The following is a 19,490-nucleotide window of genomic DNA, read 5'->3' as shown; positions in this document are numbered from 1 at the left end:
CCGCGGTCGCGAACGAGGGAAAGCACCGATGAGCCCGGGGATCGCGCTGTTCAGTTCGGTGATCCTGCTGGCGCTGAACGGGTTCTTCGTGGCCGCCGAGTTCGCCCTGGTGGCCAGCAAGCGCTACCGCCTGGAGCAGGCGGCGGCGAACGGTGGTCGGGCGGCCCGGGCCGCGCTGGACGGCGTACGCGAGCTGTCGCTGATGCTGGCCGGCGCGCAGCTGGGCATCACGCTGTGCACGCTGGGTCTCGGCGCGCTGGCCGAGCCGGCGATCGAGCACCTGCTCAGCCCGCTGCTGCACGCGGTGGGCCTGCCGGACGCGGCAAGTCACCTGATCGCCCTGGTGTTCGCCCTCGGGGTGGTGACCTTCCTGCACCTGGTGGTGGGGGAGATGGCGCCGAAGTCGTGGGCGATCACCGACGCGGAGCGCTCGGCGACGCTGCTCGCGTTGCCGTTCCGTGCCTTCGCCCGGGTCTCCCGGCCGGTGCTCTCCGCGCTGAACGCGCTGGCCAACGCGATCCTGCGGCTGGTCGGCGTCAACCAGCAGGACCAGCTCGCCCAGGTGCACGGCCCGGACGAGCTGCGGATCCTGTTGGAGCAGTCCCGTGAGCACGGGCTGCTCGGCGCCGAGCAGCACCAACTGCTGACCAGCATGCTGGAGTTGCAGGGCACGTCGGTGGCGCAGGTGATGGAACCGTTCGCCACCATGGTCACCGTCCGTCGGGACGACCCGGCCGGACGGATCGAGGAGGTCAGCCGGGACAGCGGCCGATCCCGGCTCGCGGTGCTCGACGAGGCGGGCGACGTGTGCGGCCTCGTGCACGTCCGGGAGGCGGTACGGGTGGTCACCACCGGCCGGGTCGCCACCGCCGGGGAGTTGATGACGCCCGCGTTCACCCTGCCCGCCACGTCGTCGGTGACCGAGGCGGTGGCGGCGATGCGGGCCCGGCAGTCGCAGCTCGCGCTGGTCCGCAACGGCGGTGGCCCGGCCCGACCGATCGGCTTCGTGGCTCTGGAGGACCTGCTGGAGGAGGTCATCGGGGAGTTCGACGACGAGACCGACACGGTGCCGCGCGGGCGGCGGTTGCGCTGACCCGCCGACCCGGCCGCACCGCAGAGGTGCGGCCGGGTCGACGCTGGGCATGGCGGCCCGTTCCACGTCGGCGGGCTTGAGATCACCTCGACGGGGTAGGCGCGGCTGGTGCGGGGTGTGCTGCCCCGTGCCGGGAGGGGGCGCGCGGTGCGGTTGACGGGGGTGTCACCGGAGTCCGGCGGGACCGGGCTGTCCGTGCAGACCACGCTCCCCAACCCGAGCACCCGCCCCGGCCTGAGCCTGCCCGGCCGGGTGACCCTGGCGGCCGGGCTGGACGACGTGTTGGTGCGGCACATCCGACTCGGCCTGGTCAGCACCGTCGAGCCGGACGACCCGGACGGGCCCCGGCGGCTCATGCAGTTCTACCAACTGCCGATCGCCGGCCGGTTCGTCGTCCCGGCCGGTCGACGGCGTGCGGTCGACTTCGCGTTGCCGCTGCCGTGGGAGACCCCGGTGACCACCTTCGGCGGGGTGCCGCTGTTGAGCCTGCGGATGGGCCTGCGTACCGAGGTGTCGCTCGACCCGGACCTCGACCAGGGGGCCATGGTGCCGGTCTTCGTGCACCCGATCCCCACCCAGCAGCACGTGCTGGCGGCGCTGGACACGCTGGGTTTCATGATCCGCCAGTCCGGTCTGGTCGAGGGCGGGTTGCCGGGGGTGGAACACACACTGCCGTTGCACCAGCGCTGGGGCTACTGGGTCGGGCCGCTCTACGCCGGTCCGATCACCGAGATGGAGGTGATCTTCGTGACCAACTCGGCGGGCCTGGAGGCGATCCTGTGGATGGACCGCAGGCTGGCGCTGGCCGGCATCACGCACCAAAGCATCAGCCGGTTCCGGATCTGGCACGAGGACGCCGGCCGGCGGGACTGGGTCGCCACCGTGGATGGCTGGATCCGCCAGGCGATCAACCGGCACGCCGCCGCCGCCGCGCACGCCGACTGGTCCGCGCAGATCGCGGGGTCAGCCCACGTCAGCCGCCATCCCGACGAGCCGATCCGACCGGGTTACGGCCTGGGCGGCACCGCCGGCGGCGCCGGGGTGGGCGGCGGCGGCTCCGGCGGCGACGGCACCTGACCCACCCGGCCCGCGCCCGCCCGCACCCACCCCCGCCCCGGTGGTTCAGCTGGCGTTGGCGGTGGCCAGTTTGAGGCTGAAGGCCAGGAAGAGGGCGGCTACCGCGGTGGTGCCGCCGGCGGCGAGGCGGCGGCGTTGGCGGAACTGGGTGGCCAGGAAGGTGCCCGCGAAGATCAACGCGGTCAGGTAGAGCGCGCTGGTCGCGGTGGCGATCAGGCCGAGCAGCAGGAACGACAGCGCCGGCCAGGCGTAACCCGGGTCGACGAACTGGATGAAGAACGAGACGAAGAACAGGATCGCCTTCGGGTTCAGCAGGCTGATCACCAGCGCCTTGCGGAACGGGCTGCGCATCGCCGACGGGTCGGCGGCGTCGATGAGCCGCGGGGTGCTCGGGTCGTTGCGGTCGCGCCAGCGCCGCGCGGCGCCGAGCAGCATGGTCACCCCGACATAACCGAGGTACGCGGCACCGGCGTACTTGATCACCAGGAACAGCGGCGGGTACGCCTTGAGCAGCGACGCCACCCCGGCGGCGGAGAGGAACATCAGCACCCCGTCGCCGACGAACACGCCAGCGGCGGCCCGGTAGCCGACCGTGACGCCCCGCTTGGCCGCGGTGGAGAGCACGAAGAGCGAGTTCGGCCCGGGCAGCAGGATGATGGCCACGGTGCCCAGCACGTACGTCCAGATGTCGGTGATCCCCAGCACGCCCGCCATCATCACGCCACCGGTGCCGTCCGCAGAAGTCTTTCTCGCAGCCTGACCTGTGCGTTCGGCCACTCGTCGACGGTCATCGCGTACTGCACGGTGTCGCGCCAGGAGCCGTCCGGGCGTTGCCGGTGCATCCGCAGCACCCCTTCCCGGGTGGCGCCGAGCCGTTCGATGGCCGCCTGGGAGCGAAGGTTGCGGATGTCGGTGTGCCAGGCCACCCGTACCGCGCCCAGGTCGTCGAAGGCCCGGCCGAGCAGCAGCAGCTTCGCCTCGGTGTTGATCCCGGTACGCCACCACGGTCGGCCGAGGAAGGTGTGCCCGATCGCCACCGCCCGCCGCTCCGGGTCGATCTCGTAGAAGGACGTGCTGCCCACCACGGCCCCGGTCGCCGCGCACCGCTGCACCCAGGCCACCCGCTCACCCCGGTGCTGGGCGGCCAGGGCGGTGGCGATCACCTCGGCGGTGTCCGCGGGCGCGGTGGGCGCGGCGACGCTCAGGTGCCGCCACACCTCCGCGTCCGCGGTGGCGGCGTGCAGCTCGTCGGTGTGCGCCAGCTCCAACGGCTCCAACCGGACGTGCTCGCCGTGCAGCGGCACCGGATCGTGCCAGGGCGTGCGGGCCGTGCGCAGGTACGCCGGCAGCGGCGCGGTGACCCCGGCGTCCGGCTCGGGTGGGCCGGCGGTCAGGCGCAGCGGCAGTACGCCGGCCCAGTGCGGCAGGTGCAGATCGGCCTCGTCCTCGCGGACCCCGCCGGCGCGGGCCCGCACGGACACCTCGCGCAGCGGCAGGGCCAGTACGGCCGTCTCGGCCAGCTCGCGACGGCTCGGCGGGCGGGTCGCCGCGCTGCGTCCCGGGCCGACCTTCTCGACCAGCGCGGTGAGCATGGCGAGCTTCTCCCGCTCGTCGGTGACCAGTCGGGCGGTGCCGTGGGCGACGACCGAGCGGTAGTTGGCGCTGTGGTGGAACTGGGAGCGGGCGTAGACGAGCCCGTCGAGCAGGGTCACCGCGACGCAGACCGGCAGCCCGTCGTCGCCCCGGGCGGCGAGCAGCGGCCGGCTGCCGGTGGAGCCGTGCAGGTAGAGCGTGTCGCCGACGCGGACGTGCAGGGTGGGCAGCACCCGTGGCTGGCCGTCGACGGTGAAGCTGAGCGCACAGTCGTACGCCTCGTCGAGCACGGCGTGGGCGGCGGCCTCGTCGTAGCTCATCCTGTCGCGGGAGCGGTGGGGTGTGGTCCGGGCGGTGGGTGGATACATGCGCGCGCCCCTTTGTTCTAGTACAATCTCTTGTTTGTGTCAGCACGCTATCAGCTCACCGGTTCGACAGCCGTCGAGATTTCGGCCAGCATCGAGTCGGGCATCCGTACCGGCGCCCTGCCGCCCGGGGCCGCCCTGCCGCCCGTGCGGGCACTCGCCGCCGAGTTGGGCGTCAGCCCCGCCACCGTCGCCCGCGCCTACCAGGAGCTGCGCCAGCGTGGCCTGCTCGCCACCGCCGGTCGGCACGGCACCCGGGTACGCCCCCGCCCGCCGGTGGCCGCCCGACGCTCCGCGCTGCGCCCCGCACCGTTGTCCGGCGCCCGAGACCTGTCCCGGGGCGAACCCGACCCCCGGCTGCTGCCCCCGCTGGGCCCGCACCTGGCGGCGCTCGCCGCCGAGGGGGGTCCGTCGGTCGGCTACTCCGACGCCGGAGTGCTGCCCGAACTGGCGGAGGCGGCCCGCGCCCGGCTGCGCGCCGACGGCGTACCGGCCGGAGAGCTGACTCTCACCGGTGGGGCGCTGGACGGCATCGAGCGGCTGCTCGGCGCGCACCTGCGCCCCGGCGACGCGGTGGCGGTCGAGGATCCGGGCTGGGCCAACCTGCTCGACCTGGTCGCCGCGCTGGGGTTGCGCCCGATCGGCGTGCCGCTGGACGACGAGGGACCGCTGGTCGCCGGGGTGGCCGCGGCGCTCGCCGCCGGAGCCCGGGCGCTGATCGTCACCAGCCGGGCGCAGAACCCGACCGGCGCCGCCGTCTCCGCGGCCCGCGCCAAGGCGCTGCGGACGCTGCTCGCCGGCCGGCGGGACCTGCTGTTGATCGAGGACGACCACGCGGCCGAGCTGGCCCGCGTACCCCTGCACCCGCTCGCCGGCGCGACCGCGAGTTGGGCCTTCCTCCGCTCGGTGAGCAAGCCGTTCGGCCCCGACCTACGGCTGGCGGTGCTGGTGGGCGACGAGACGACCGTGGCCCGGGTGAGCGGCCGTGCCCGGGTCGGCGCCGGCTGGGTCTCCACCGTGCTGCAACGCCTGGTGCTCGCCCTGTGGCGCGACCCGGCGGTCACCGAGTTGGTGCGGCGGGCGGCGCAGAGCTACGAACAGCGGCGCGAAGGGCTGCTCGCCGCGCTGGCCGAGCACGGCCTGACCGCCCACGGCCGCAGCGGCATCAACGTCTGGCTGCCGGTGACGGACGAGACCAGTACGGTGACCGCGCTCCGCGACGCCGGCTGGGCGGTGGCCCCCGGCGCGCTCTACCGGATCGCCGCCCCGCCCGCCCTGCGCGTCACCGTCAGCTCGCTGGACCCCGCCGACCTGGCCCCCCTGGCCGCCGCCCTGGCCCAAGCCGAAAATCCACCCCCCACCCAGGGCTTCCCCACCTGACCCACCCCACCCCCACCCCACCCCCGCCCGCCCCCGCGATCTTGCGGTATGTGTTGACGAAATGTCAGACCTGTGGTTGTTGGTCGGGACAGGAAGTGCAAGATCGCGGGGATTCGGGACGGTCGGGACGGGTATGCGGCGCCCGGAGGTGTGGGGACATGGCTTCTTCTGGGGCTCGTAAGGGGATTTGGATCGCCATCGCGGTGGCGATCATCATCATCGTCATCGTGCTGATCGCGCTCGCGTCCGGCGGCGACGGGGGCGGGGGCGGTTACTGACCCGCAGCGGGCGGCGCCACCCTCGGCCAGCGAGCCGATATCGACCGCGGCGAAGCGCCGGGGCGTACCCGGCACTGGGCACCGAACGGGTATATAACAGTCGGCATGGCCGAGCAGACCGGGAGCGCCCCGGGCGCCCAGCGCTTCATTCCGCCCGACGCCGACACCATCGACGACCTGCGCACCGCCGCCGGCGGCTGTCGGGGCTGTGAGCTGTACCGGGACGCCTCGCAGACAGTCTTCGGCCGGGGCGACGAGAGCGCCCGCGTGGTGCTGGTCGGCGAGCAGCCCGGCGACATGGAGGACCAGAAGGGGCTGCCCTTCGTCGGCCCGGCCGGGCGGCTGCTGCGCCGCGCGGTCGACGACGCCCAACTGGACCCGAAACAGCTCTACCTGACCAACGCCGTCAAGCACTTCCGCTTCGAGTTGCGCGGCAAGCGGCGCATCCACCAGACCCCGGACCAGGTGCACATCACCGCCTGCCGGCCGTGGTTGGTCGCCGAGTTCGCCCGGCTGCGTCCGGAGATCGTGGTGGTGCTCGGCGCGACCGCCGCCAAGGCGCTGCTGGGCCCGTCCTTCCGGGTCACCCGGCAGCGGGGCGAGCTGCTGCCCTGGCCGGAGTCGGCCCAGCACCCGGAGGATTTCCGGGGGGTGCCGGTGGACGACGCCGGCAAGCGGGCCGACGCACCGCCGACCCGGCTGCTGGCCACCATCCACCCGTCCGCGGTGCTGCGCGCCGACGACCAGGACAAGGCGTACGAGGGGCTGGTAACCGACCTCACCGTCGCTGCCCGCGCGATCGCCGGACGGCGGCGGACCACCCGTTCGTCGTGACCCTGCCGGACACGGCGGGCAGTCGTCGTCCCGAGCCGCCGGACCGGTCCGGCGGGAGCACTCAGGAAGCCGTGTCGGAGTAGACCTCGACGTCGTAGAGCAACTGCACGTGCTGACTGCCGTTCGTGACGCCGACGAAGATCGGATCACCGGCCGGGGTGCGGCCCTGACGCCACACCTGTTCCCGGGCCGCCTCCCGCGACTCGTGATGGTTCCTGCCCTCCTGGTGCAGTTGCAGGACGCGACGAGCGGTGCTCCGGTCGCTGTCGACGCGGACTCGCAGCAGAGGCATGTCAGGACCTCCTTGCCGATCGGCAGAGTCGAACTGTCGCACGTGGGCCGTCCCGGCCCCCAGCGAGTTTCCGCGTTCGGCACCGGCACGCGGCTGCCGATGCGGACAGCAACCCGCGGGGGCTGCGCGAGTGCGGCCTCCACGCCGCTGGCGAGCCCGATACCTACCGGAAACGGCATCGCGCGATCCACGTAACAGCCTCTCTGCAGACTCATGCGAGTCGATCTTGTTGGGGAGGCCGTTATGAGCGATCAGACGCAGTCGATGGTCAGCCGGCGTGGGTTCCTGCGCGCCGTCGGCATCAGCGGCGGAGCCGGCGCGATGCTCGCCACGATGGGCGCGATGGGGCTGGCTCCCAGCGCGGCCGCTTCGTCGACCCCGGAATTCCGGGCGCCGGAGCGCTCCGACTTCTCCCTGACCGGGCGGTCGGGTGCCAGCGTGGTCGTGCTCGGCGGCGGCATCGCGGGGCTCACCACGGCGTACGAACTGGGCAAGGCGGGCTACCACTGCACCATCCTGGAGGCCCGGCACCGCGTCGGTGGGCGGAACCTGACCATCCGGGGCGGCGACGTCGAGACCGACCTCGACGGACGCACCCAGCGGGCCGGTTTCTCCGACGGGGTCTACTTCAACGCCGGGCCGGGCCGCATCGCACAGTGGATGGTCACCATGGACTACTGCCGTGAGCTGGGCGTACCCATCGAGGTCTTCACCAACCAGAACGCCGATGCCTGGATCTACAACGAGTCCGCCGGGATGACCGCACCGATCCGGTACCGCACCGCCAAGGCCGACGTGTTCGGTTACGTCTCGGAACTGCTCGCGAAGGCCACCGACCAGGGCGCGCTGGACGCCCGGCTCACCACCGAGGACCGGGACCGGCTGCTGTCGTTCCTACAGAGCTTCGGCGCGATCGGCGGACGGACCAGCGACTTCGCGTACACCGGGACCAACCGTCGTGGCTACCTCGCCTACCCGGGGGCGGGCAACGACGTGGGGAGCCCGCTCGGCACGCCGCCGGCGCTCTCCGACGTCTTCGCCAGCAACGTCGGCCGGTACTTCTCCTTCGAGTTCGGTTACGACCAGGCCATGCTGATGTTCCAGCCGGTCGGCGGAATGGACCAGATTCCCCGGGCCCTGGCCAGGGCGGTGGGCCCGCACCGGATCCGACTCGACGCCGAGGTGACCGCGGTGACCGACCGGGGCAGCCGGGTCGAGGTGACCTACCGGCAGGGCGGCCGGCAGGCGCAGATCACCGCCGACTACTGCGTGGCGGCGCTGCCGCCGCACCTGATGGCCCGCGTACCGCACAACCTCGGTACGGCGGTGACCACGGCCCTGGCCGACTTTCCGGTCACCGCCGCCGGAAAGATCGGACTGGAGTACCGCAGCCGTTGGTGGGAGACCGATCAACGGATCTACGGCGGCATCACCGAGACCGATCTGGACCTGTCGCACATCTGGTACCCGTCCTACGGCTTCCACGGCAAGCGCGGCCTGGTCGTCGGCTACTACAACACCGGGGCGAACGCTCGGGCGTACAGCGCGCTCACCCCGGAGCAGCGCCGCGAGCGCGCGGTCGGCCAGGGCGTGAAGATCCACGGCGACAAGTACCGCAGCGAGCTGGTCACGTCGTACTCCCACGCCTGGGACCGGACCCGCTACATCGAGGGCGCCTGGACCTCGCCCCGGTACGGCACGCCCGGATACAACCTGCTGCTCCAGCCGGCCGGGCGGGTCTACTTCGCCGGGGACTGGCTCAGCCACGAGGTGGCCTGGCAGCACGGCGCGTTCGTGGCGGCACGTTCGGCGGTCTCCGCGCTGCACCAGCGGGTGCTGGCCAGCTGACCGTCGCGGGCCGGTCCGAGGTCGCGGGTGCGCCGGGGCTGACGGGCGGGCGGCGGTCAGGCGGCCGGTCAGGCGGGCGGGCTGTCGGGCGGCGGTCGGGTGGGCGGGCTGTCGGGCGGCGGTCGGGTGGGCGGCGGGCGGCGGGCGGCGCGGTGGGTGCGCGAGGATGGGTCACCACCGTCCCGAGGAGCACCGATGGCCACCGACCTGACCGCGCCGCGTACCGCCGCCGGCCCGGATGTCACGTCGATCCAGCGGCGCACCCTGCGGCTGCTCTTCACCACGCAGATCATCGGTGGCGTCGGCGTGACCATCGGCATCGCCGTCGGCGCGCTGCTCGCCGCCCGGATCGCCGGTACCGCGGTGGCCGGGGTCGCGCAGAGCGCCGGCGTCGTCGGCGCGGCGCTGCTCGCCGTCCCGGTCACCCGGATCATGGCCCGGCACGGTCGCCGGCCGGGCCTGGTGTTGGCGTACGCGGTCGGCGCGGTCGGCGGCCTGCTGGTGGTGTTGGCCGCCGCCACCCGCTCGGTGCCGCTGCTCCTGCTCGGCATGCTCCTCTTCGGCGGGGGCACCGCCGCGAACCTGCAGGCCCGCTACACGGCCGTGGATCTCGCCGAGCCGGCCCGCCGGGGGCGTCAGCTCTCCCTGATCGTCTGGGCGACCACCATCGGTGCGGTGGCCGCGCCGAACTTCGCCGCGCTGGCCGACCGGGTCACCACCGGCTGGGGGCTGCCCCCGTTGGCCGGCCCGTTCGCGTTCAGCGCGGTGGCGTTCGTGCTGACCGGCGGCGTACTCCTCGTGCTGCTCCGCCCCGACCCGCTGCTCACCGCGCGGCGGCTCGCGGCGGCCGGGGCGCCCGCCGCCGACCGGCCGCCGGTCGCCGACGCGGCGGCGGGCGCGGTGGCGGCCGACGCGTCCGCGGCCGGTGGCCCGGCGCCGGCCGCCGCGCCGGTCCAGGAGCGCCCGCCGCGCGGCGCCGGGATGCGTGCGGCCTGGTCGGTGGTACGCGGGCAGCCCGCCGCCCGGCTCGGCATCGCCGCCGTGGCGGTGGGTCACCTGGTGATGGTGGCGGTGATGGCGATGACCCCGGTCCGGCTCGGTGAGTCGCACGCCGACGCCGACGTGCTGCGGCTGGTGGGCGTCGTGCTGAGTCTGCACATCGCCGGCATGTACGCGTTCGCCCCGGTGGTCGGTTGGCTCACCGACCGGCTCGGTCGACGGGCGGTGATCCTCGGCGGGGTCGGGCTGCTGCTGGCCGCCTGCGCGGTCGCCGGCACCGCCGGGCACCACACCCCTCGACTCTCGGTGGGTCTGGTCCTGCTCGGGCTGGGCTGGTCGGGGACGATGGTGGCCGGTTCGACCCTGCTGTCCGAGTCGGTGCCGGCGGATGTGCGGCCGAGCGTCCAGGGGCTGTCCGACCTGATCATGGGGTTGGCCGGGGCCGGCGCCGCCGTGGCCAGCGGGTTTGTCATGCAGATCGCCGAATATCCCGTGCTCACCCTGCTCGCGGCGGTCGCGACGGCGCCCCTGGTGGCGCTAGCGTTGCGCCCGGTGCCGACCGGGGCACCGGACGAGGAGGGCTGATCACTGTGCGGCTGACCGACTTCTGGGCGCGGTTGGACGAGGCGTTCGGGCCCGGCTACGCGGCCAGCATCGCCCGCGATCAGGTGCTGTCGCAGCTCGGCGGACGGACCATCGAGCAGGCACTGGCGGCGGGCGAGCGGACGCAGGTGGTGTGGCGGGCGGTCTGCGCCGCGTACCCCGACCGCGTGCCCGCGCGACTACGCTGAGCAGCCTTTTCGCCGCTTCCGCGTGTCGCCTGTCGAGTCGTACACCTGTTCGGCTATTGTCCACAGCGGGGTGCTCGTCCACAGCTCGCGGCCCGTCGGCTGGTTTTCTGTCGGACCTAGCGCCTAGCGTGTCCGCGTGACGCGAAGCTCAGCAAAGACGCCGGCGAAGGCAGGGGTGGCAACCATGGCAGCAGGGCCTGACCGGGAGAAGGCACTCGACCTTGCTCTCGCTCAGATCGACAAGCAATTCGGCAAGGGCTCGGTGATGCGGCTGGGGGAGCGGCCGGTCATCCAGACCGCGGTGATCCCGACCGGCTCCATCGCGCTCGACGTGGCGCTCGGCGTGGGCGGTCTGCCGCGTGGCCGGGTGGTCGAGGTCTACGGTCCCGAGTCCAGCGGTAAGACCACTGTGGCACTGCACGCGGTGGCCAACGCCCAGCGGTCCGGCGGCATCGCCGCCTTCATCGACGCCGAGCACGCGCTCGACCCGGAGTACGCGAAGGCCCTCGGCGTCGACACCGACGCGATGCTGGTCTCCCAGCCGGACACCGGCGAGCAGGCGCTGGAGATCGCGGACATGTTGATCCGCTCCGGCGCTCTGGACATCATCGTGATTGACTCGGTGGCGGCCCTGGTGCCGCGCGCCGAGATCGAGGGCGAGATGGGCGACAGTCACGTGGGCCTCCAGGCCCGGCTGATGAGCCAGGCGCTGCGGAAGATCACCGGTGTGCTCAGCAACACCGGCACCACGGCGATCTTCATCAACCAGCTGCGGGAAAAGATCGGCGTGATGTTCGGCAGCCCGGAGACCACCACCGGTGGTCGGGCGCTGAAGTTCTACGCCTCGGTCCGGCTCGACGTGCGACGCATCGAGAGCCTCAAGGACGGCACCGACGTGGTCGGTAACCGCACCCGGGTCAAGGTCGTGAAGAACAAGGTCGCCGCGCCGTTCAAGCAGGCCGAGTTCGACATCATGTATGGCAAGGGCATCTCGCGTGAGGGCTCGCTGATCGACGTCGGCGTGGAGCAGGCGATCATCCGCAAGTCCGGTGCGTGGTACACGTACGACGGTGACCAGCTCGGGCAGGGCAAGGAGAAGGCCCGGGAGTTCCTGAAGGAAAACCCGGACGTGGCCGCCGAGATCGAGAAGAAGATCCTGGAGAAGCTCGGCGTCGGGGTCGGCGCGAGTGACGCCGCCGGTGGCCCGGAGCTGCCGCCGGTCGACTTCTGACCGGTCGCTGACCGATGGCAGGACGACGCGCTCGTACGGGGCGGGGCTGGGATGCCAGTCCGCCTCGTACGGGCGACGCCGCTGATCCGCCGCGTCCCCGCCGGAGCCGCCGAGCCGAGTCGTCGGCGGATGAGCCGGCGTCCACACCGCGCGACGAGTCCGAGGTGGCCCGCGAGATCTGCCTGCGCCAGCTTGCCGTCCGGCCCCGCACCCGGGCCGAGCTGGCCGGGGCGTTGGCCAAGCGGGGCATCTCCGAGGAGGTCTCCGCCGAGGTGCTCGACCGGTACGACGAGGTCGGCATCATCGACGACGCCGCGTTCGCTCGGGCCTGGGTGTCCAGCCGGCACGCCGGGCGCGGCCTCGCTCGCCGGGCACTCGCCAACGAGCTGCGCCGCAAGGGCGTGGACGGTGAGGTGGCCACCGAGGCGCTGGGTGAGCTGGACGAGGAGACCGAGGCGGACACCGCCCGTGGTCTCGTGGAGCGCAAGCTGCGTACCGCCCGAGGGGAGCCGGACGCGGTCTTCCGCCGGCTGGTGGGCATGCTGGCCCGCAAGGGTTACCCGCCTGGCGTGGCCATCCGGGCGGTGAAGGACGCGCTCGCCGCGCAGAGCGCCGAGGCGGCCGAGTTCGCCGAGCAGATTGACGCCGACGCGCTAGCCGATGCCGAGGGCGAGTTGGAGCGCGAGGGTCGCTCCTCCGACTGACGTGCCGTTCGCCCCGCGGGGTGTCCGCCCAGTTGGACGGTTGGGTCACACCCGCCCACCGACCGGTGTGCCGTGGCCGAATGGCACCCGACGGCCGGTTAGGCCCGGGTTGAGCAGGCGTGACGTGTTTGACGGCTCGTACGCCTCGCGGAGTTTGTCCCCTCGTGTCCGGCACGGCATCAGCACGCGGTGACGACTCAACTTCTCTCCGTTCGGGGGGTTTGATCATGAGTCCTTGACCAGAGCACCCCCGGCGACCTAGCCTCGCCATACAGGCTCACATTGCCCGACCATCGCAGGCTAAGCGCACAACATAGATCGCGTAACAGAACAGCATCACTTTGGCCGACTCCGCGGCCTTTGGCGGCAGTTCCGGACAGGCCGGTCCGGAACGCTGCGACAACTGCACCCGGTCGCCGACGCTGCCCCCACGGGCACCGCCGGCGGAGAAAGCTACCCACGGCCAGCCGCTCCGGTCGGGCGTCCACAGCCGCAGGAGTGTGCCCCGGCACGGTCGCTGCGGTCTCGACGTTAGGGGAGGCGGCCATGGCGGGGCGGCGGCACAGGTTCACCGGTAGACCCGACGGGGTCCCGGCATGAACGCCTTCGACGTCGTGCTCCTCGCGGCCGTCCTCGTCCTCGCGGTGGTGGTGATCGGGGCCGTGTTGGTCGGCATCCGGACACTGCGCCGGATGGGCGCCGCGCCGGCCCCGGAAGATCCCGCCTTCATCGCCGAGAAGGACCGCCAGGAGCAGTCCCTCGCCGCCCTGCGGACCGCCGCCGACGAGGCGAACAGCACGATCGACGTGGCGAAGTCCGCGGCAGCCGCGGCTCGTACCGAGGCGGCGGCGGCGAAGGCCGAGGCGAAGGCGGCCCGCGCCGAGGCGCGTCGGGTCCTCGACGACGCGCGGGCCGAGGCGGACACCGTCCTGGAGCGCGCCCACAAGCAGGCCGAGGCGGACGCCGAACAGTTGCGCACGGCAGCCCGGCGCAGTGGCGAGCGGGAGGTCGCGGTGCTGGCCGCCACCACCCGGGAGCAGGCCGCCGAGGTGGAACGTCGGGCGGCGCGGATGGACGAGCGCGAGCGGATGCACACCGAGGAGGTGGAACGGTTCGCCGAGCGGGAGCGGCAGCTCACCGCCGCGAAAGCCGCCCTCGCCGCCCGCGAGACCGCGCTCGCCCAGCGGGAGATCGAGCTGGCCGAGTCGGAGGAACTGCGCCGCCGGGAGCTGGAGCGGATCGCCGGGCTCACCGCCGAGTCGGCGCGACTGGAGCTGGTCGACGCCATCGAGACGCAGGCCAAGCGGGAGGCGGCGCTGCTCGTCCGGGACATCGAGTCCGATGCGCGCAACACCGCCGAGCAGCGGGCCCGGCACATCGTGGTGGACGCGATCCAGCGGGTCGCCAGCGAGCAGACCGCGGAGAGCGTGGTCAGCGTCCTGCACCTGCCCGGTGACGAGATGAAGGGGCGGATCATCGGTCGGGAGGGGCGCAACATCCGCGCCTTCGAGTCGGTGACCGGGGTCAACCTGATCATCGACGACACTCCCGAGGCGGTGCTGCTCTCCTGCTTCGACCCGGTCCGCCGGGAGGTGGGCCGGCTGACCCTGGAGAAGCTGGTCCTGGACGGGCGGATCCACCCGCACCGGATCGAGGAGGTCTACGACCTGGCGCGGCAGGAGGTGGAGCAGCTCTGTCTGCGCGCCGCCGAGGACGCCCTGGTCGAGGTCGGCATCACCGAGATCCACCCGGAGTTGGTGACCCTGCTCGGTCGACTGCGTTACCGCACCTCGTACGGGCAGAACGTGCTCAAGCACCTGGTCGAGACCGCGCACATCGCCGGCATCATGGCCGCCGAGCTGCGGTTGGACGTGCCCATCATCAAACGCTCGGCGTTCCTGCACGACATCGGCAAGGCGCTCACCCACGAGGTGGAGGGCAGCCACGCCATCATCGGCGCGGACCTGGCCCGCAAGTACGGCGAGCACGAGGACGTGGTGCACGCCATCGAGGCGCACCACAACGAGGTGCCCCCGCAGACCATCGAGGCCGTCCTCACCCAGGCGTCCGACGCGTGCTCCGGCGGTCGGCCGGGCGCGCGTCGGGAGAGCCTGGAGGCGTACGTCAAGCGGCTGGAGCGGATCGAGGAGATCGCGGCGGGCAAGCTCGGCGTGGACAAGGTCTTCGCCATGCAGGCCGGCCGGGAGATCCGGGTGATGGTCAAGCCGGACGACGTCGACGACATCGGGGCGGCCGTGCTGGCCCGCGACGTGGCCAAGCAGATCGAGGAGGAGCTGACCTACCCGGGTCAGATCCGGGTCACCGTGGTCCGCGAGTCCCGGGTCACCGAGATCGCCCGCTGATCCGACCCCCGGCCTGGTCTGGTTTCGGCGCGACGCAGACCGGGGTGGACGCGGGCAAGGCCCGGTGGTTATCGCTGTAGTGCCTGCACCGGGGGCACGCGGGCTGCTCGGGCCGCCGGAACCAGACCGGCGAGCAGGCCGGCGACCGTGCTGATCGCGCAGGCGACCAGGGCGGACCGGATCTCGATGACCGGCGCCCATCCGTTGACGATCGACACGACGGAGGTCGCCAGCACTCCCAGCAGGGCGCCGATCGCACCGCCCAGCCCGCCCAGGACCGCGGTCTCCAGAACCAGTTGGCCGAAGATGTGACGCCGCCGGGCGCCGACCGCTCGGCGGAGGCCGATCTCACCGGTGCGTGCGGCGATGCCGGCCGTTGCGGCGTTACCGATCGAGACGGTACCCATCAGCAGGGCGACGCCGCTGATCAGGAGAGTTGACCTGGTGGTGCTGTCCTCGATCTCCCGGCGGAGGGTACGTGGGTCGGGCGGTGCCACGGCGCGCAGCTCAGCCGGGGCCTCGGGGCGCAGTGCGAGGGGTGCTTGCCGTCCGATGAGTTGGGCTGCTCCAGGGGCGGTCTCCACCAGTACGTCCCTGGTCGCCGGTTGACCGCCGGCCGCCTCGTCGAGGCGGCTGGCCACGGAGAAGGGCACGATGGCGGCTGCCATCGCCTCGGGTCGCCGGATCACGTCGTGAAAGATGCCGATCACCGTGTAGGGCTTGTCCGCCACGAAGATCGCGACACCGGTGCGGTGGATTCCGAGCTGACGTGCCACCGCGTCGGAGAGCATGATCACCTGCGTGGCGTCGCGCTCGTGGAAGTCGCCGAAGCTGCGCCCCACGGTCAGTTGGGGTGCCATCACCCGCAGCGCCGCCGGATCGGCGCCGATCAGCGGTACGCCGGTCGGGGCCGCCAACGAGTCGATCGTCCGGCGCATCGGCTGCTCGCCGAGACTCACCCGTCGTCCTGCCGCCACCACCCCGTTGAGCCGGGTGAGCCGGTCGAGGGCCGCATCGCCCAGCCAGGTCTTCGTCAGCTCCGGATCCTCCGGTTGCACCAGCACCTCGGTGGCACGACGTGCGTCGAAGGCGGCGGAAACCTGTTGGTTGAGGGTCGAGCCGAGGCCGAGGCTCGCCACGAAGGCCGCCGCACCGAGAATCGTGCCGATCACGGTGACGAGCGAGCGGCCGGGATGGCTCAGTACGGAGAGGGCCGCCTCCCACAGCAGGTCGCGTACGGGCATCCGGGATCGCTGGATCCCCAGTTGTGCGATGTCCTGGCGCACGGGACGCAGACTCGCCTTCACGCCTCCTCCACGAGGCCGTCGGTGACCCGGAGGCGGCGATGGGCCTCGGTCGCGACCTCCGCGTCGTGCGTGACCACGATCAGGGTCAACCCTTCCTGGTTGAGCTGACGCAGCACGGTGAGCACGACAGCGGTGTTGGCGGTGTCCAGGTTGCCCGTCGGCTCATCACAGAAGAGCACTCGTGGCCGTGCCGCCACCGCGCGAGCGATCGCCACCCGTTGCTTCTCGCCACCGGAGAGCTGTCGCGGATCGGCGGTCATGCGGTTGGCCAGGCCCATGCGCTCCAACGCCTCGGCTGCCATCAGCCGGCGCTGTCGGCGACCCTGCGGCCCGTAGAGCATTCCGAGCTCGACGTTTTCCAGGGCGGTGCGTCCCGGCAGCAGGTGGAACGCCTGGAAGACGAAGCCGAAGAGTTGGCCGCGGATCGCGCCGCGGGTGCTGGGCCCGCAGTCGGCTGTCTCCACCGCGCCCACCCGATACGAACCGGTGGTGGGTACGTCGAGCAGTCCGAGGATGTTCAGCAGGGTCGACTTGCCCGACCCGGACGGGCCTGTGATCGAGACGTAGTCGCCGGTCTCCACCTCAAGATTGGTGGCGCGTAACGCGTACACGGGCTGCCCGTCCTGATAGGTGCGCGATACGTCCCGCAGGCTCAGCACGGATCAGCCGCCCTCGGTCTGCTCGCCGACCATGACGCTGACGCCGGCGGCCACCGGTGCGGGAGCCGGCTCCCGCAGTTCCACCCACCCTCCGGCGGTCTGTCCGGTGGTCACGGTGACATCCGTCGTGTCGTTGGCATCGGTCACCACCGTCACGAAGGTGGAGCCGTCCGGGCGGGAGTAGATGGCCGTGACCGGCACCGCCAGCACCTCCGCCGCGGCGGAGGTCCGCACGTCCAGCCGTACCGAACGATTCGCATCCCCGGTCAGCGCCGCCTCGGTGAACCGGAAACGCACCTCGATGCCGGTCTGGCCGTCCGACCCGGTGACCGCATCGGTGCCGACCGTGTCGACGGCTGCCTTCGTCCGAGCATCGGCTAGGTCGTCGGTGACGTCCGCCTGTTGACCGGGCCGGAGCAGGGCGGCCTGTTCCACGGCCGCGGTCGCCACGATGGTGGGAGCCTGACCGTCGAGTTCCAGTAACGGTGCCTTCGGGTCGACCAACGTCTGCCCGACGCGGGCGTGCACGGTGCTGAGGCGGCGACCGGAGCGGTCGATCAGCAGGACGTCGGACTGCGGCAGCAGCACCGCGTTCCCGGTGGCCGCCCCGCCGACCTGGTAGCCCCGGTCGCGGTAGAACCTGGTCAATTGTCGTCGGGTCGTGCTGTCGAGCACCCCCGAGGTGGGCACGGTGTAGCCGATCCGTCGCAGTGCCCGCTGCACCTCGGCCACGTCCGGACCGCGCGCACCAGCCGTCAGGTCACGGTAGAGCGGAAACGGCAGCGCCAGGGCGAACATCGGCTGTCCGGACCGTTCGACCAGCACCCGGCCCTCGACGGCCCGGTCGCCGTTGCGCGCCAGCACTTTGGTCACCACGCTGCTCGGGCCGAGTGCTGCGGCCGGTGCGAAGACCCGCACGCTCGCGCCGGGCTGTAGACGCCCCCGCAGCACGACCGGCTCGACGAGTTTGCGGCGCTCCACCGAGGCGGTCACCGGCGAGGGCGGAGGCGGTGCGGCGTCGGCGGCCAGCTGGTCCGGCGACCGGAGGGTGGGGCCGATCAGCACCGCGCCGACCGTCACCAGCAGGACGGAGGCCAGGAAGAGCGCGACGAGCAGGACCGAGCGTCGCCGCCGACCGACGAGGGATTTGCCGGGTGTCACGGTGCGCCAATCAGTTGGGCGGCCTGCTTCGCGATGCGAGTGACCTGCGGGTTGAGCTCCAGGAAGGAGGACTCGTACTTGGTGACGAGCTCCCGTTGGACCTGCACGGCCACGTCGAGTTGCTGCTTGTCGATGCCGGTGTCGCGGCGACACTCGAACCAGGCGAGTGCGAGTGCGCTCTCCGCCGGGCCGGCCTGGTACTGGGTCGCGGGCACCGCCGGCCCTACCTCGACGGTCCCCGGCACCTGCTTGGGCTTCCACCGGTCGAGGCCCTCGGCGGCATCCACACCGACCGGCACACCGAAGAGCGCCGGGGTCGGCGTACGGAGGAACTCCTGCTCGTTCTGCGGCCGGTGACCCTTGCCCGCCAGGCACGACAGCAGCGCTCGCCAGGCCGTCGCGCCCGTCCGTTCGTTGACCGCTCCGGACAGCGGCTGGCTCAGTTTGTTGCCGAGATCGAAGTAGCCGTAGTAGACCTTCTTGGCGTCGTCGGACAACTCCCGCCAGGCGCTGTCGGTGCACTCCTCGTACGCCTTGTCATAGCTGGGGTCGAAGCTCAGGACCGTGGGCGGGGCGGCCAGCGAGTCCCGACCGAAACCTATGCGCTTCGCTTCCTCGGCGGAGGTGGGACCGAACGTGCGAGCGGTGACGACGAGGTGCCGGAAGGGGTTTTGGGGCCGCCCCAGCATGATGTTGAGATTCTGCGGGTAGCCAGCCTTCGCCAGGCATTTGTTGCGGACCTTCAACTGTGCATAGTCGATTTGACCGAGCTCCTCGCCGAGAAACAGCGAGAATGGTTGGTCAGACTTCGCGGCGGCCAGGTCCGCCGGCGGTTCCGCTGCCGATTCGGAGCAGGCGGCGACGGGCAACAGTAAGGTGGTGAGGGCTGTCAGCCACGCGATTCTTCCACGCCTACGACGGATCATTCCTTCTCCTCAAGGGGCCACTTTCCCTGGGGCGTGGCGGGCACAATCTTGGGAATGTGCCCGCCACTGACGCTCAGGCGCAGCGCTTGTGGGAGTTGTTACGCGGGCTGATGCCGGCCCGGAAGTCACGTGGGAAGACGGTGTACGCCGTGCCGTAGTTGGCGAAGTCGTAGAGCGTCACCGCGCAGCTGCTGTCCCGGTTCCACAGGCCCTCGGCGTCGTTGGCGATGACGAAGGCCGGGGACAGGTCCGGGAGGTTCGACCAGTAGTCGTCACCGTGGTTGGAGTCGTTGTACCAGAAGTGTCGCTGGTACGAGCTGGTCGAGAAGTTGTCGTAGAGCCACTGGAAACAGATCTCGCCACTGTTGCAGGCGGCCTTCGAGTCGCCCCGGTCGATTGCCTGGGCGGGCGTGGCACCGACCGCCATGGCGGCAGCGCCCGCCATGGCCGCAGCGATCACGTGTCGTACGCGCATGCTTCTCCTCACTGGGCAGGGAGGAGCCTCTACGCCACAATGGCAGGAACGGCTGAACCAGCCATTATTCGTCAGAGCCCCCGTTTGGCCAAGCCCTCGGCGGTGCGCGCGAAC

General features: G+C 72.0%; 18 protein-coding genes. 10 read left to right on the top strand and 8 right to left on the bottom strand.

Features of this window, described 5'->3' with window-relative positions:
- The first annotated feature begins 28 nt into the window (after positions 1–28).
- Entirely contained in the window at positions 29–1,093 is a 1,065-nt protein-coding gene (locus AB0J33_RS25010; protein WP_363616466.1) for a hemolysin family protein, read from the top strand.
- Positions 1,094–1,240: 147 nt separating this feature from the next.
- Positions 1,241–2,170 (top strand): sporulation protein, encoded by a 930-nt coding sequence (locus AB0J33_RS25005; RefSeq protein WP_363616463.1) that lies wholly within the window; start codon positions 1,241–1,243, stop codon positions 2,168–2,170.
- A gap of 45 nt (positions 2,171–2,215) precedes the next feature.
- On the opposite strand, the gene leuE is transcribed toward AB0J33_RS25005, so the two are convergent.
- Positions 2,216–2,887, bottom strand: coding sequence for a leucine efflux protein LeuE (gene leuE / locus AB0J33_RS25000; RefSeq protein ID WP_363616461.1), 672 nt, complete (start codon positions 2,885–2,887; stop codon positions 2,216–2,218).
- A complete protein-coding gene (locus tag AB0J33_RS24995) occupies positions 2,887–4,131 on the bottom strand; it encodes a bifunctional pyridoxamine 5'-phosphate oxidase family protein/GNAT family N-acetyltransferase (RefSeq protein ID WP_363616459.1) in 1,245 nt (414 codons plus the stop codon). The genes leuE and AB0J33_RS24995 overlap by 1 nt, the downstream gene beginning before the upstream one ends.
- Positions 4,132–4,167: 36 nt before the next feature.
- On the opposite strand from AB0J33_RS24995, the gene AB0J33_RS24990 reads away from it, so the two are divergent.
- Both AB0J33_RS24990 and AB0J33_RS24985 read left to right on the top strand, forming a co-directional pair.
- Positions 4,168–5,508 carry an aminotransferase class I/II-fold pyridoxal phosphate-dependent enzyme gene (locus AB0J33_RS24990; protein ID WP_363616457.1) on the top strand — a complete coding sequence of 447 codons (1,341 nt, stop codon included), beginning with the start codon at positions 4,168–4,170 and terminating at the stop codon, positions 5,506–5,508.
- A 383-nt stretch (positions 5,509–5,891) separates the two neighbouring features.
- Positions 5,892–6,620, top strand: coding sequence for a UdgX family uracil-DNA binding protein (locus AB0J33_RS24985; RefSeq protein ID WP_363616455.1), 729 nt, complete (start codon positions 5,892–5,894; stop codon positions 6,618–6,620).
- Positions 6,621–6,681: 61 nt separating this feature from the next.
- On the opposite strand, the gene AB0J33_RS24980 is transcribed toward AB0J33_RS24985, so the two are convergent.
- Positions 6,682–6,912, bottom strand: a complete 231-nt coding sequence (locus AB0J33_RS24980) for a hypothetical protein (protein ID WP_363616453.1) — start codon at positions 6,910–6,912, stop codon at positions 6,682–6,684.
- A gap of 243 nt (positions 6,913–7,155) precedes the next feature.
- Here AB0J33_RS24980 and AB0J33_RS24975 point away from each other — a divergent pair, with 243 nt between their 5' ends.
- From AB0J33_RS24975 to rny, 6 genes are all read left to right on the top strand, one after another.
- A complete protein-coding gene (locus tag AB0J33_RS24975; protein WP_363616451.1) occupies positions 7,156–8,760 on the top strand; it encodes an FAD-dependent oxidoreductase in 1,605 nt (534 codons plus the stop codon).
- A 195-nt stretch (positions 8,761–8,955) separates the two neighbouring features.
- Positions 8,956–10,344, top strand: a complete 1,389-nt coding sequence (locus tag AB0J33_RS24970) for an MFS transporter (RefSeq protein ID WP_363616449.1) — start codon at positions 8,956–8,958, stop codon at positions 10,342–10,344.
- 5 nt (positions 10,345–10,349) lie between these two features.
- Positions 10,350–10,550: a DUF3046 domain-containing protein gene (locus AB0J33_RS24965; RefSeq protein ID WP_363616447.1), complete on the top strand. Its 201-nt coding sequence runs from the start codon at positions 10,350–10,352 to the stop codon at positions 10,548–10,550.
- 184 nt (positions 10,551–10,734) lie between these two features.
- Positions 10,735–11,781: a recombinase RecA gene (recA, locus tag AB0J33_RS24960; RefSeq protein ID WP_363616445.1), complete on the top strand. Its 1,047-nt coding sequence runs from the start codon at positions 10,735–10,737 to the stop codon at positions 11,779–11,781.
- Positions 11,782–11,795: 14 nt separating this feature from the next.
- On the top strand, positions 11,796–12,485 hold the full coding sequence (locus AB0J33_RS24955; RefSeq protein WP_363616443.1) for a regulatory protein RecX: 690 nt from the start codon (positions 11,796–11,798) through the stop codon (positions 12,483–12,485).
- Positions 12,486–13,081: 596 nt separating this feature from the next.
- On the top strand, positions 13,082–14,848 hold the full coding sequence (gene rny, locus AB0J33_RS24950; RefSeq protein WP_363616441.1) for a ribonuclease Y: 1,767 nt from the start codon (positions 13,082–13,084) through the stop codon (positions 14,846–14,848).
- 68 nt (positions 14,849–14,916) lie between these two features.
- Here rny and AB0J33_RS24945 read toward each other — a convergent pair whose 3' ends face one another.
- The 5 genes from AB0J33_RS24945 to AB0J33_RS24925 form a co-directional block, all read right to left on the bottom strand.
- A complete protein-coding gene (locus AB0J33_RS24945; RefSeq protein WP_363616439.1) occupies positions 14,917–16,155 on the bottom strand; it encodes an ABC transporter permease in 1,239 nt (412 codons plus the stop codon).
- Positions 16,152–16,814, bottom strand: a complete 663-nt coding sequence (locus AB0J33_RS24940; protein ID WP_363616437.1) for an ABC transporter ATP-binding protein — start codon at positions 16,812–16,814, stop codon at positions 16,152–16,154. The genes AB0J33_RS24945 and AB0J33_RS24940 overlap by 4 nt, the downstream gene beginning before the upstream one ends.
- A gap of 3 nt (positions 16,815–16,817) precedes the next feature.
- Positions 16,818–17,975 carry a peptidoglycan-binding domain-containing protein gene (locus AB0J33_RS24935; protein ID WP_363616435.1) on the bottom strand — a complete coding sequence of 386 codons (1,158 nt, stop codon included), beginning with the start codon at positions 17,973–17,975 and terminating at the stop codon, positions 16,818–16,820.
- Entirely contained in the window at positions 17,972–18,721 is a 750-nt protein-coding gene (locus tag AB0J33_RS24930) for a hypothetical protein (protein ID WP_363616433.1), read from the bottom strand. The genes AB0J33_RS24935 and AB0J33_RS24930 overlap by 4 nt, the downstream gene beginning before the upstream one ends.
- Before the next feature lie 253 nt (positions 18,722–18,974).
- Complete coding sequence (locus AB0J33_RS24925; RefSeq protein ID WP_363616431.1) at positions 18,975–19,376, bottom strand: hypothetical protein; 402 nt, start codon at positions 19,374–19,376, stop codon at positions 18,975–18,977.
- Between the last annotated feature and the right edge of the window lie 114 nt (positions 19,377–19,490).

This window comes from Micromonospora sp. NPDC049645 (assembly GCF_040675155.1).
Classification (GTDB): domain Bacteria; phylum Actinomycetota; class Actinomycetes; order Mycobacteriales; family Micromonosporaceae; genus Micromonospora.
This window is presented reverse-complemented; position numbering and strand designations above follow the sequence as displayed.